11 protein-coding genes and 1 pseudogene are annotated in these 12592 nt (G+C 74.1%); 9 read left to right on the top strand and 3 right to left on the bottom strand.

What is annotated here, in order from left to right; all coding sequences use genetic code 11:
- Positions 1-60 precede the first annotated feature (60 nt).
- Positions 61-509: pseudogene (locus AC0HI0_RS44180) on the top strand (IS982 family transposase); the annotation flags it as partial.
- Here AC0HI0_RS44180 and AC0HI0_RS44185 read toward each other — a convergent pair.
- Together AC0HI0_RS44185 and AC0HI0_RS44190 are read right to left on the bottom strand one after the other, a co-directional pair.
- The gene (locus AC0HI0_RS44185) at positions 506-3532 is read right to left on the bottom strand and encodes an AfsR/SARP family transcriptional regulator (protein ID WP_480929419.1); all 3027 of its coding nucleotides are present in this window, start codon (positions 3530-3532) and stop codon (positions 506-508) included. The pseudogene AC0HI0_RS44180 and the gene AC0HI0_RS44185 overlap by 4 nt on opposite strands.
- Positions 3533-3750: 218 nt before the next feature.
- Positions 3751-5559 carry an AMP-dependent synthetase/ligase gene (locus tag AC0HI0_RS44190; RefSeq protein WP_480929420.1) on the bottom strand — a complete coding sequence of 603 codons (1809 nt, stop codon included), beginning with the start codon at positions 5557-5559 and terminating at the stop codon, positions 3751-3753.
- Between the two features lie 95 nt (positions 5560-5654).
- Here AC0HI0_RS44190 and AC0HI0_RS44195 point away from each other — a divergent pair, with 95 nt between their 5' ends.
- Genes AC0HI0_RS44195 through AC0HI0_RS44220 form a run of 6 tightly spaced genes read left to right on the top strand, consistent with a single transcriptional unit; the run spans position 5655 to position 9900 of the window.
- Positions 5655-6053, top strand: a complete 399-nt coding sequence (locus tag AC0HI0_RS44195) for a polyketide cyclase / dehydrase and lipid transport (RefSeq protein ID WP_480929421.1) — start codon at positions 5655-5657, stop codon at positions 6051-6053.
- 10 nt (positions 6054-6063) lie between these two features.
- The gene (locus AC0HI0_RS44200; RefSeq protein WP_480929422.1) at positions 6064-6852 is read left to right on the top strand and encodes a metallophosphoesterase family protein; all 789 of its coding nucleotides are present in this window, start codon (positions 6064-6066) and stop codon (positions 6850-6852) included.
- Between the two features lie 27 nt (positions 6853-6879).
- Positions 6880-7317: an SRPBCC family protein gene (locus AC0HI0_RS44205; RefSeq protein WP_480929423.1), complete on the top strand. Its 438-nt coding sequence runs from the start codon at positions 6880-6882 to the stop codon at positions 7315-7317.
- Positions 7314-8507: an ArsA family ATPase gene (locus AC0HI0_RS44210; RefSeq protein WP_480929424.1), complete on the top strand. Its 1194-nt coding sequence runs from the start codon at positions 7314-7316 to the stop codon at positions 8505-8507. The genes AC0HI0_RS44205 and AC0HI0_RS44210 overlap by 4 nt, the downstream gene beginning before the upstream one ends.
- 5 nt (positions 8508-8512) lie before the next feature.
- Positions 8513-8935, top strand: coding sequence for a hypothetical protein (locus AC0HI0_RS44215; RefSeq protein ID WP_480929425.1), 423 nt, complete (start codon positions 8513-8515; stop codon positions 8933-8935).
- Complete coding sequence (locus AC0HI0_RS44220) at positions 8929-9900, top strand: ROK family glucokinase (protein WP_480929426.1); 972 nt, start codon at positions 8929-8931, stop codon at positions 9898-9900. The genes AC0HI0_RS44215 and AC0HI0_RS44220 overlap by 7 nt, the downstream gene beginning before the upstream one ends.
- A 710-nt stretch (positions 9901-10610) precedes the next feature.
- Here the strand turns inward: AC0HI0_RS44220 and AC0HI0_RS44225 are convergent.
- The gene (locus AC0HI0_RS44225; protein ID WP_480929427.1) at positions 10611-11066 is read right to left on the bottom strand and encodes a hypothetical protein; all 456 of its coding nucleotides are present in this window, start codon (positions 11064-11066) and stop codon (positions 10611-10613) included.
- Between the two features lie 201 nt (positions 11067-11267).
- Between AC0HI0_RS44225 and AC0HI0_RS44230 the strand changes: the two genes are divergently transcribed.
- Entirely contained in the window at positions 11268-11999 is a 732-nt protein-coding gene (locus AC0HI0_RS44230; protein WP_480929428.1) for a lysophospholipid acyltransferase family protein, read from the top strand.
- A gap of 22 nt (positions 12000-12021) precedes the next feature.
- Complete coding sequence (locus AC0HI0_RS44235; protein WP_480929429.1) at positions 12022-12534, top strand: polyadenylate-specific 3'-exoribonuclease AS; 513 nt, start codon at positions 12022-12024, stop codon at positions 12532-12534.
- The last annotated feature ends 58 nt before the right edge of the window (positions 12535-12592 follow it).

The raw sequence follows: 12592 nt of genomic DNA on the forward strand, positions 1-12592 counted from the left end.
CTCCACGTCAGGACCGGCGATCTGCTGAAGGCCGCACCTGGCCCGTGGAGTCCGGGGTCGGGAGGTCTGCCGGTCGCGTTCGCGTCGACCGGGGCCAAGGCCGACGAACGCACCGCCCCGCTCGACATCCTCGACGTCCTCGACACCGACCCGGCCCTGACCGCTCCCCGGCCGTGGCAGGTGCCGATCGCCGACGGCCACTACTACGGGCCTGACTTCGAACAGGCCCTGGCCGGGGCCGGCCTCGTCCTGCTGCGCCGGGCACGCACGGGCGAGCCCGAACGGCCCGGCACCCGACTGTCCAAGCCGCTGCGCCAGACCGTCGAGTCGATCGACCAGACCCTCAAGGCCCGACTCGACCTCGAACGACACGGCGGACGCACACCCGCAGGAGTGATCGCCCGCGTCCTGCAACGCGTCCTCGCCCCCACCGCAGCCATCCGGCACAACGACCAGTCAAACGATCCCCGACCGCCTACGACCACCAACCCTGGGAATCAGTCATCTAGTGGCCGACCGGCGGGCGGTGGCCGGTCCGGGTGTGCAGGGCGTGGGCTCGGGCGGATTCGGCGGCGGCCGCCGCGTGGTCGCCCAGGGCCAGGTGGGCGGCGGCCAGCTCGGCGCGGGCCGAGCCCTCCAGGATGCGCAGGCCGTGGTCGGTGGTCAGGGTGACCGCCTGGGCGGCCAGGGCGCGGGCCTCGGCCGGCTCGCCGCGCAGCCGGCGCACGGCCGCCAGGCCGACCAGGGCCTTGGCCTCGCCGAACCGGAACCCGATCCGGCGGCCCTTGGTGAGCGCCTGCTGGAACTGCTCGTCGGCGGCGCCCAGGTCGCCCAGGTCGCGGTTCGCCGCGGCCATCACGGTCAGCACGCTCGTGGTGACCCGCTGGTCGCCGTCCTCCCGCAGCTCGGCCAGCGCCTGGTCGACCAGCTCCAGCGCGGTCAGCGGCTCGCCCAGGTCCAGCCGCACGGTGGCGGTGGCCTCCAGGGCGCGCGCGGTGGACGCCCGGAAACCCGCCTCGCGGCTGAGCCGCAGCGCCTCGTCCAGGTGCGTGAGCGCCCGCTGCGGCTCGCCCAGCAGCTGCGCGGTCATGCCGAGCAGCACCCGGGAGTTGATCTCGCCGGTCCGCTGGCCGTGCGCGGCGCTGACCGCGAGCGCCTCGCCGAGCAGGTCCTCGGCCTCGGCCAGCTCGCCGGTGTCGATGGCCAGCAGGCCCAGCCCGGTCAGCACGCCGGTCTCGCCGGCCCGGGGACCGCCGGACTCGCGCTTGAGCGCCAGGCACGTCTCCAGGTCGTCGCGCGCCCCGGCCAGGTCGCCCGCGTCCAGCCGGGCCAGGCCCAGCGCGCCCCGCACGCCCGCCTCGGAGGCCAGGTCGCCCGCTGCCCGGTGCAGCTCGACGGCCCGCGTGTAGTGCGCGACGGACGCCTCGAAATCGCCCATCCGCCAGTGCAGGGTGCCCAGGTTCTGCCGCATCGCCGCCTCGCCTGCCCGGTCGCGCTGCTCGTGCGCGGCGTCCAGGCCGTACCGGGCGGTGGTCGCCCACTCGGCGACGTGCTTGCCGATCCACAGGTACCCGCGCAGGCCGTCCGCGAGCCGCCAGGAGATCTCCGCCGGGCCGTGCTGGGCGGCCGACCGGATCGCCGTGGTGAGGTTCGGGCGCTCCGCGTCCAGCCACGACCGGGCCTGCGCGGCGGTCTCCACCCGGGGCGGGCCGACCGGGTCGGGGTCGGTCGCGGGCAGCCGCATCAGGTCCGGGTAGAGCAGCTCCGCGCAGTGGTCGACGGCCCGCACGTAGAACTTCAGCACCCGCAGCCGGGCCCGCGCGGTGTCCTCGCCCGCCACCTCGGCCAGCTCGCGGGCGAACCGGCCCAGCTCGTCGTGGAACGAGTACCGCCCGCCGTGGCCCTGGAGCAGCCGCGCGGCCGCCAGCCGGGCCAGCACGCTGCCCGCGACCTCCACCGGCAGGTCGGCCGCGGCGGCGGCGACCTCGGCGGTGAAGTCCACGCCCGGCACCGCGCCGAGCCGGCAGAACAGCCGGCGCGCGTCGGGCGGCAGCGCCGCGACGGCGAGGTCGCGCGGGCGGCGGTCGCCGAGCCGGTCCAGGTAGCGCGACACCGAGCCGTCGCCCAGCGACGCGGCGGCCACGACCAGGTCCAGCGGCAGCCGGCCGCAGCGCTCGGCCAGTTCCGCGGCGGCCGGGCCGGAGCGGCCCAGCACGGCCTGCGCCTCGGCCGGGGGCAACACCTCCAGCGCGACCCGGCGGGCGCCGTCCACGGCGATCAGGCCGCGCAGGTCGTCCCGGCTGGTCACCAGCACCGGGCAGCCCGCGGTGCCGGGCAGCAGCGGGCGCACCTGGTCGGGCGCGGCGGCGTTGTCCAGCACCAGCAGCATCCGGCGGCCCGCGAGCAGCGACCGGAACAGCGAAGCCTGCTCGTCCTGCTCGACCGGGATCTGCTCCGGCGGCACGCCCAGCGCCCGCAGGAACCGGGTCAGCACCTCCTCGGCGCGCGGCGGCGGCTCCGGGCCGAGGCCGCGCAGGTCCACGTACAGCCGGCCGTCCGGGAACCGGTGCCGCAGCCGGTGCGCGAGCCGGACCGCGAGCGCCGTCTTGCCGACCCCGGGCACGCCGGTGAGCACCACGATCGGCACCGCCGTGCCGGTCTCGCCCTCGGGTGCGACCAGCCGGGTGATCCGTTCGACGTCCGCGTCCCGCCCGACGAACCCAGGCACGTCCGGCGGCAGCTGGTCGGGCACGTCCGGGTCGACCGGTCCGGCGGGCGCGGCCAGCGCCGGGTCGCCGACCAGGATCGCCTGGTGCAGCCGGCGCAGCTCCGGGCCGGGCTCGATGCCCAGCTGCCCGGCGAGCACCCGGTCCACCCGGCGGAACGCCTCCAGCGCCTCGGCCTGCCGGCTGCCCCGGTACAGGGCGAGCATCAGCTGGGCCCAGAACCGCTCGCGCAGCGGGTGGTCGGCGGTGAGGCCGCGCAGCACCGGCACCAGCCGCTCGTGGTGGCCCAGCTCCAGCTCGACGTCGTTGTGCTCCTCGTGCGCGGTCATCAGCCGCTCGACCAGCCGGGGCACCTCGTCGTCGCGCAGCGCCTCGGACGGCACGTCCGCCAGCGCCGGCCCGCGCCACAGGCCCAGCGCCTCGGCGTAGAGCCCGGCGGCGTGAGCGGGATCACCCCGCCGCGCGGCCTGGCGGGCGAGTCCGGCGGCGGTGGTGAACCGGTGCACGTCGACCTGCTCGGGCGCGACCACCAGCCGGTAGCCGTCCGAGGTGGTGCGGATCAGCGACGGGTCGCCGAGCAGCTGCCGCAGGCGCATCACGTAGGTCTGGAGGGTGCCCCTGGTGCGCGCGGGCGGGTCGTCGCCCCACAGGAAGCACACCAGCTCGTGCACCGGCACCACCCGGCCCGCGCGCAGCGCGAGCGCGGCCAGCAGCGCCCGGTGCTTGCCCGCCCGGACCGGCACCCGCCGGCCGTCCAGGCGCACCTCCAGGGGGCCGAGCAGAGCGAACAGCGGCCCCGATCCCATCGTCGATCCCCTCGGCTGAACGTCCCGCGACCACCAGCCTAGGGGTGCCGCTGACGGCCCGAGTCACCGCCGCGTCAGCGATACGACAGCGAGGTCCGGCAGTCTTCAGGACGTCCCGGTTGGGGGACCGGGACAACACAGCTTCTCGAATCCGCGACAGCGGATAACGATCACTGGGGGTCGAGTGGCCCGCACCCGCTGGGTGCGGGCCACTCGTCTTACTTCGCGTAGATCGCCTCGATGTCCTGCTGGTAGGTGGTCGCGACCACCGAGCGGCGCAGCTTCAGGCTCGGCGTCATCTCGCCGCCGGCCTCGGTGAAGTCCACCGGCAGGATGCGGAACTTCTTGATCGCCTCCGCCTTGGACACCGCGTGGTTGGCCTCGTCCACCGCCGCCTGGATGGCGCCCCGCAGCGTCTCGTCGTCGACCAGGTCCGCCACGGACACCGACGCGGACTTGCCGTTCTGCTCCTTCCACGCCGGGAAGAACTCCGGGTCGATGGTGATCAGCGCGCCGATGAACGGCTGCGCGTCGCCCACCACCATGCACTGGCTGATCAGCGGGTGCGCCCGCAGCCGGTCCTCCAGCACGGCCGGCGAGACGTTCTTGCCGCCCGCCGTGACGATGATCTCCTTCTTGCGGCCGGTGATCCGCAGGAAGCCGTCGCCGTCCAGCTCGCCCAGGTCGCCGGTGTGGAACCAGCCGTCCTCCAGCGCCTCGCGGGTCGCGTCCGCGTTGTTCCAGTACGACCGGAACACCACGTCGCCCTTGATCAGGATCTCGCCGTCCTCGGCGATCCGCACCGCGGTGCCCGCGATCGGCCGGCCGACCGTGCCCACCCGGAACGCCGACACGGTGTTCACGCACGCCGCCGCGCTGGTCTCGGTCAGGCCGTAGCCCTCCAGCACCGGCACGCCGACGCCGCGGAAGAAGTGCGCCAGCCGCGCGCCCAGCGGAGCGCCGCCGGACACCGCCGCGATGCACCGGCTGCCCAGCGCCGCCTGGAGCTTGGAGTAGACCAGCTTCGAGAACAGCGCGTGCTTGAGCTTGAGCCCCAGGCCCGCGCCGCCGGTGTCCTGCGCCTGGCTGTAGGCCACCGCGGTCGCCTCGGCGGCGTCGAAGATCTTGCCCTTGCCCGCCGCGTGCGCCTTCTGCTTCGCGCCGTTGTAGACCTTCTCGAACACCCGGGGCACGGCCACCACGAACGTCGGCCGGAACGACTGGAGGTCGTCCACCAGGTTCCGCACGTCCGGCGTGTGGCCCAGCGTCACCCGGGTGTACACGCCGCACAGGGCGATCGCGCGGGCCAGGATGTGCGCCAGCGGCAGGAACACCAGCAGCGAGTTGCCGGCCTGCATGAGCTGCGGGAACGCCGCCACGTCGGAGCGCACCTCGGACAGCAGGTTGTAGTGCGTCAGCTCGCAGCCCTTGGGCCGGCCGGTGGTGCCCGAGGTGTAGACGATGGTCGCCGTGTCGTCCGCGCCGACCTCCTTGCGCCGGGCGCGCGCGTCGTCGTCGGACACGCCCGCGCCGAGCGCGGTCAGCTCGTCGATCGCGCCGGCGGCGTCCGCGCCCGGCCCGTCGATCTGCCAGACGCTGCCCAGCTCCGGCAGCCCGGACACGACGGTGTCCAGGGTGGCCTTGTGCTCGGCGGTCTCCACGAACACGGCCTTGGCTCCGGAGTCGGACAGGATCCACTCGACCTGCTCGGCCGCCGACGTCTCGTAGATCGGCACCACGACGCCGCCCGCGTGCCAGACGGCGAAGTCGAGCAGGGTCCACTCGTAGCGGGTCTTGGACATCAGGCCGACCCGGTCGCCCGCCCGCAGGCCGGACGCGATCAGGCCCTTGGCGACCGCGAGCACCTGGGCGGCGAAGTCGCGGGCGGTCACGTCCACCCACGTGCCGTCGACGCGGCGGCGGAAGCTGACGGCGTTGCCGAAGCGCTCCGCGTTCGCCTGCACCATGTCGGTGAGGTTCTCCTCGGCAGCCACAGTGGCGGTGGCGGGGACGCTGAACTCGCGCACGTCAACCTCCGGACGATTTGTTTGTTACCGGTGGGGAAACTTAGCCTGTGATTCCGGCGATACACCAGGCCGGTGGTCTGTTCCGTGATCGTGTCGTGGCACTCTTCCCACCCGTGCCGAGCGTGGACGTCGTGGACGAGACATTTCTCGCAGTCCCTCCCGAGGTGGTGGCCGCCGCCTTCGCCGCTCCCGAATCGTGGGCGCGGTACTGGCCGGACCTCATTCTGGAGGTCTACCTCGACCGGGGCGCGCAGGGTCTGCGCTGGACCGTCGGCGGCGCGCTGGTCGGCACGATGGAGGTCTGGCTGGAGCCGGTGCTCGACGGCACCCTGCTGCACTACTTCCTGCGCGCCGACCCGCGCGGCGAGACGACACCCAAACGGGTGCGGCAGGAACTCCGCCGTCGCCAACTGGCCGCCAAACAGGTGTCCCTGGGGCTGAAAACGACCTTGGAAGCAGGCCGGGAGCCCGGCGTGCCGCCCGTCCTGCCGTAGATTCCACGGGGTGCGGGTTCACGTCGTCTCGGATGTCCACGGCAACGCCGAGGCCCTCGCCCGGGCGGGCGACGGTGCCGACGCACTGGTGGTCCTGGGGGACCTGGTCGACTTCGTCGACTACTACGACCACGGCAAGGGCATCCTCGGCCGGGTGTTCGGCGCGGAGAAGGTCGAGGTGTTCGCCCGGCTGCGGCGCGAGCGGATGGGCCCGGAGACCGTGCGCTACATCCGGTCGCTGTGGGACAGCCTGGACGACGCGGCGGAGGTCGTCCGCGAAGCCGTGCTGGAGCAGTACACCGAGCTGTTCGCGGCGATGAGCGCGCCGACCTACGCGACGCCCGGCAACGTGGACAGCCCCGAGCTGTGGCCGCGGTTCGTCCGCGACGGGGTGCACGTGCTCGACGGCGAGTCCACCGAGATCGGCGGCCTGAAGTTCGGGTTCGTCGGCGGCGCGCTGATCGCGCCGGGGTTCGTGCGGCGGCCCGGCGCGGCCTGGTACCCGTACCTGCGCACCGAGGACGAGTTCGACGCGGCGCTGGCCGGGCTGGGCCCGGTGGACGTGCTGTGCACCCACATCCCGCCCGCCGTGGCCGAGCTGACCTACGACGTGGTGGCGCGCCGGCCCGAGTGGGGGTCCGCGGCGCTGCTGGACACGATCCGCCGCGACCGGCCCCGGTGGTCGGTGTTCGGGCACGTGCACCAGCCGATGGCGCGGCGGGTGCGGGTGGGGTGGACCGAATGCGTGAACGTCGGCCACTTCCAGCGCAGCGGCACGCCCCACGTGTTGCGCTGGTGAGCAGAACCACCGGGTAGCCTGCCCGGCATGGCCGACGAGTCCACCCAGTCCATCGTCATCGACGCGGCTCCCTCCGACATCGTGGCGGTGATCGCCGACTTCGCCGCGTACCCCGAATGGGCCAACGGGGTGAAGCGCACCGAGGTGCTGTCGACCGGCGCGGACGACTACGCGGCACAGGTGAAGTTCAACATCGACCAGGGTCCGATCAAGGACGAGTACGTGCTGGCCTACGACGAGTGGTCGACCGCGCGCGTCTCCTGGCACCTGGTCAAGGGGCAGATGCAGAAGTCCCAGGAGGGCAGCTACGCGTTCACCGAGCGCGGCGGCTCGACCGAGGTGACCTACACGCTGTCCGTGCAGCTCGTGGTGCCGATGATCGGCCTGTTCCGCCGCAAAGCCGAGAAGATGATCATGGACACCGCGCTGAAGGAGCTCAAGCGCCGGGTGGAAAACGCTGGATGAGCGCGCGCCTGCTGCTGTTCACCGGCAAGGGCGGGGTCGGCAAGACGACCCTCGCCGCCGCCACCTCCGCCGCGCTGGCCGCCGGCGGGCGCAAGGCCCTGGTCGTGTCCACCGATCCCGCCCACTCGCTCGGTGACGCGTTCGGCGTGCCGCTGGGCACCTCGCCCACCGAGGTGGACGCCGGCCTGCACGCGGCCCAGGTCGACCCCCGCGCGCTGGTCGACGACACGTGGCGGGAGCTGCGCGGGCACCTGCGGACCGTGCTGGCCGGTGCGGGCGTGGACGAGCTGGACGCCGAGGAGCTGACCGTCCTGCCGGGCGTGGAGGAGCTGCTCGCGCTGTCCGAGGTGCGGCGGCTGGCGCGAACCGGGCCGTGGGACGTGGTCGTGGTCGACTGCGGCCCGACCGCCGAGACGTTGCGGCTGCTGGCCCTGCCCGAAGCCGTCGGCTCCTACCTGGAACGGCTGTTCCCCACCCACCGCCGGGTGGTCCGCGGCCTGCTCGCCGGGCTGGCGGGCGGCGCGGCGTCGGTGGAGAGGTGGGACGCCACCGCCGACGCGCTGGGCCGGCTCGCGGAGAGCCTGGAGCAGCTGCGCGCGCTGCTCACCGCCGACACCACCGCCGTCCGGCTGGTGCTCACCCCCGAACGGGTGGTCGCCGCCGAGACCCGCCGGACCGTCACCGCGCTCGCGCTGCAGGGCATCCGGGTCGACGGCGTGATCGTCAACCGGCTGGTGCCGCACCTCGGCGACGACGACCGGGGCCCGGCCGCGGCCTGGCTGCGCACCCGGCGCGCCGAGCAGGACGCCGTGCTGGCCTCGCTCGACCTCGGCCCGGTGCGCACCGTCGAGCACCGCGCCGGCGAACCGGTCGGCCTGGCCGCGCTGCTGGAGGTCGCGGACGGCCTCTACCGGGGCGCGGACCCGCTGGCCGGCTCCGGCGCGCGGGGGCCGCTGGTCGACGTGGTGCGGGTCGGCGACGAGTACGAGCTGCGGCTGGCGCTGCCGGTCGGCGACTCGACCCCGGACCTCGCGCGGGTCGGCGACGACCTCGCGGTGACCGTGGACGGGCGGCGCAAGCTGATCGCCCTGCCGTCGCTGCTGCGGCGGTGCGTGGTGCTCGGCGCGGAACTGGACGACGACGGGTTGGCGGTGCGGTTCCGCCCCGACCCCGACCTGTGGATGCGGTGAGGAACGTGGACGCGAAACTCGCCGAGGAACTGCGGCTGCTGCTCGACGCCGCCTCCGAACGCGCGCAGCCGTGGCTGAACAAGCTCGCCGCCGGCGAGCACGACGAGCGCACCTGCGGCTGGTGCCCGCTGTGCAACGCGGTGGCGCTGGTCCGCGGCGACCGCTCGGAACTCGCCGCCCGCGCCGCCGAGCACGTCGCCGGCCTGCTCGCGGTGCTGCGCGCCGCGCTGGCCGAGCCCGCCCCGGACGTCGAGCGCCCCGAGAACGCCGAGAACGCCGAGAACGCCGAGAACGCCGAGAACGCCGAGAACGCCGAGGACGCCGAGGACGCCGAGGACGCCGAGAACGCCGAGAACGCCGAGGACGCCGAGGAGGAGCGCAGACCCCGCGTGCAGCACATCCCGGTGGTGCGGCGGACGCAGTGCTGACCGTCGGCGTCGACGTCGGCGGGACCAGCGTGCGGGTCGGCGTGGTCGACGCCGACGGGGCCGTCCTGGACACCGCCCGCGCCGCCACCCCGTCCGACGAGGACGCGCTGGAGGAGGCGATCGGCGCGGCCGTGGCCGAGGTGGCGTCCCGGCACCGGGTGGCCGCCGTCGGGCTCGCGGTGGCGGGCTTCGTCGCGCCGGACCGGCGGACCGTCCGGTTCGCGCCGCACCTGGCGTGGCGGCAGGCCCCGGTCGCCGACCGCATCGCCGCGCGCGTAGGGCTGCCCGTGGTGCTGGAGCACGACGCCAACGCCGCCGCCCTCGCCGAGCACCGGTTCGGCGCGGCGCGCGGCGCGGGGATCGCGGTGCTGGTGGCGCTCGGCACCGGGATCGGCGGTGCCCTGCTGATCGACGGCAAGGTCTTCCGGGGCGCGCACGGCGTCGCGCCGGAACTCGGCCACCTGCGGCTGGTGCCCGACGGGCGGCCGTGCCCGTGCGGGAAGCACGGCTGCTGGGAGCGTTATTGCAGCGGCACGGCCCTGACCACGACCGCGGTCGAACTGCTGGCCCGGCACCCCGGGTTGTCGACGCCGCTGGCGCGCGAGGCGCTGGGCGATTCGCGCGCGGTGACCGGGCGTCGCATCGCCGCCGCGGCCCGCGACGGCGACCCGCTGGCGAAGCGCGCGATGACCGACCTGGCCCGTTGGCTGGGGGAGGGGCTGGCGCTGGTGGCGGACGTGTACGACCCGGAGGTCGTGGTGATCGGCGGCGGTGTCTCGGAATCCGCGCCGCTGTTCCTGGACGAGGCCCGCGAGCGCTACGCGTCCGTGGTCACCGGCGCGGGCCACCGCCCCCTGGCCCGCATCCGCACCGCCCAGCTGGGCGACGACGCGGGCATCGTCGGCGTGGCCACCCTCGCCCGGGACCTGACCGTCCCCCGCCCGACCCGCAACGGCCGCCGCTAGCAGGATCGGGCCGATCACGTCGGGTGCTTGCCCCGTGCGGCTTGCCAGAGGCGGCTTGCTCAGGGCGGCTTGCTCGGCGGCTCGGTCCGGACCGCTCGCTCCCGGACCGTTTGCTCTAGATCGCCCGCTCCGTGCGGCTTGCGCCGGGCGCTTGCGTCGCGCGGCTTTGCGCCGTGCGCTCGCGCCTTGAGGCTTGCGCCGGACCGCGTGCTCCGGACTGCGTGCTCCGGACTGCGTGCTCCGGACTGCGTGCTCCGGCGGCTCGCTCGGGGCGCTCGCTCCGGGCCACTCGATAAGGGCCGCTCGCTCCGGGTCGCTTGCTCGGGACCGCTCGCGTCGGCCGGCCGTGCTTTCGCAGGCGTCCCCGCCCAGGGGGACCCCTGCTTTCAGTCAAACACACGGGTACGACAGTGCCGGGCCGTGAAGCTGAGGTCTGACGGCCGTGCTCTCAGCCGCCCGACGACCGGGCCGACGACGTCGCCCGAACAGCCGAATCGACCGCCCGGACGGGACAGCCGGATCGGGCAGCCGGGCTGTGCAAGCTGGGCTGGGCAAGCCGGGTCGCGCAGCCGGGCTGGGCAAGCTGGGCAGGGCGAGCCGGACAGGGCGAGCCGGACAGGGCAGCCGGGTCGAGAAGCCGGACCGGGCAGCGGCAGTCGAATGACGCAGTCGGGCAGCGCGCAGAGCGCGGAACGTGTCGCAGGGCCGCGCTACAGGACCGCGCCGTCGTCCCAGCCCGAGTCGGGTGGCGGGCCGTTGCGGATGCGCAGGACCAGCCAGCCGGCACCCGAGCACAGCACGACCAGCGCCAGCGGGGTGCCGATCTTCGGGGCCAGCCCGAACAGGCCCGGGAACAGCAGCAGGACCACGCCGAGCAGGATCAGCAGCAGGGCCGCGATCGTGCCCGCGCGCAGGGCGGGCAGCGGGGGCGGGTCCGGGGGGACGAAGTGGTCGTCCGGGTCGTCGTGGTCCGGGTCGTCGTCGGCCGTCGCCACCGCCGGCCGGCCTTCCGGGCGGGCGGGCTCCGCGGGTTCGGCCTCGTCGTCCTGGACGTCGTCGTCGGGCCACGTCGTGCCGACGCCTTCGCGTTCCAGACCGGCCACGATCTCGGCGAAGGTCGCGTCCACGTCCTCCGGGCCGTCCGTCGAGTCGCGTCGGGAGTTCATCGGCGTGCCCCAACCCTCCGGTCGTGAAGGCGAACCCTCTGCCAGACTTCATCGTCCCACGAGGCCGTTGTGTTGCGGATTACGGCGGTCGGTGGGACTTGCGACCGTACCGGCCGCACCCGGCCGTTCGTTGTGCCTGGTGCGGTCGGCTCCGTAGGCTGGCCCGCGGGGATCAAGCACGTCGAGGAGGCGCTGCCGGCAGTGCTCTACTGGTTGATGAAACACATCTTTCTCGGGCCGCTCCTGAAGCTGTTCTTCCGCCCCCGGATCATCGAGGGCGCGGAGAACATCCCCAAGGAGGGCGGCGCGATCCTGGCGTCCAACCACCTCGCCGTCTCCGACTCGTTCTTCCTGCCGCTGAAGCTGTCCCGGCGGGTCACGTTCCCGGCGAAGATCGAGTACTTCACCGGCAAGGGCCTCAAGGGCGCGTTCCAGCGCTGGTTCTTCTCCGGCGTCGGCCAGGTGCCGATCGACCGGTCCTCGGCGTCGGCCGCGCAGGGCGCGCTGGACACCGGCGTGCGGATCGTCCGCGAGGGCAAGCTGCTCGGCATCTACCCCGAGGGCACCCGTTCGCCCGACGGGCGGCTCTACAAGGGCAAGGTCGGCGTCGCGTGGATCGCCCTGGAGTCCGGCGCGCCGGTCATCCCGGTCGCCATGTTCGGCACCGACAAGGCCAACCCCATCGGCTCGAAGATGTGGCGGCCGTACCCGATCCGGATCAAGATCGGCAAGCCGCTGGACTTCTCCCGGTACGAGGGGCTCTCCGGCGACCGGTTCGTGCTGCGGTCGATCACCGACGAGATCATGTACGCCCTGATGGAGCTGTCCGGCCAGGAGTACGTGGACGTCTACGCGGCCAAGGCCAAGGAGGAGCAGGACCCCAAGCCCGCGGCGAAGGACGTCGACCGGCTGCCCGGCACGAAGGCCGGGTGAACCGCACCTTAAGGTGGGCGCGGTGCGGTTCTTCTACGACTGTGAGTTCATCGAAGACGGGGTGACGATCGACCTCGTCTCCATCGGGGTGGTCGACGAGGAAGGCCGCGAGTTCTACGCCGTGTCGACCGAGTTCGACCCGGAGAAGGCCGGTCCGTGGGTGCGGGCGAACGTGCTCAACCAGCTCCCGCCACCCGCCGACCGGGCGTGGCGCGGGCGCGAGCGGATCCGCCGCGACCTGCTGGAGTTCCTCGGCGGGGCCAAGGCCAACCGGGACGACGTCGAGCTGTGGGCGTGGTTCGCCGCCTACGACCACGTGGCGCTGGCCCAGCTGTGGGGCCCGATGCCCGCGCTGCCCCGCTGCCTGCCCCGGTTCACCCGCGACCTGCGGCAGCGCTGGGAGGACGTGGGCAAGCCCAAGCTGCCCGCCCCGCCCGCCGACGCGCACGACGCGCTCGCCGACGCGCGGCACAACCTGGCCCGCTGGCAGGTGATCGAGGCCGAGCGGCACCGGCGCGGATTCGCCGTCCGCTAGGTGGGACCCCTCCTTGCTGCACCGATCCAGTTCGTGACAGTCTTGGGTGACCCACGCC

The sequence above is a fragment of the Saccharothrix sp. NBAS 001 genome, from assembly GCF_056640475.1.

Bases quoted from the DNA above. Each gene is read 5' to 3' on its own strand.
- AC0HI0_RS44185 (WP_480929419.1), bottom strand. From the start codon at position 3,532: ATGGGATCGGGGCCGCTGTTCGCTCTGCTCGGCCCCCTGGAGGTGCGC.
- AC0HI0_RS44205 (WP_480929423.1), top strand. From the start codon at position 6,880: ATGGCCGACGAGTCCACCCAGTCCATCGTCATCGACGCGGCTCCCTCC.
- AC0HI0_RS44225 (WP_480929427.1), bottom strand. From the start codon at position 11,066: ATGAACTCCCGACGCGACTCGACGGACGGCCCGGAGGACGTGGACGCG.
- AC0HI0_RS44210 (WP_480929424.1), top strand. From the start codon at position 7,314: ATGAGCGCGCGCCTGCTGCTGTTCACCGGCAAGGGCGGGGTCGGCAAG.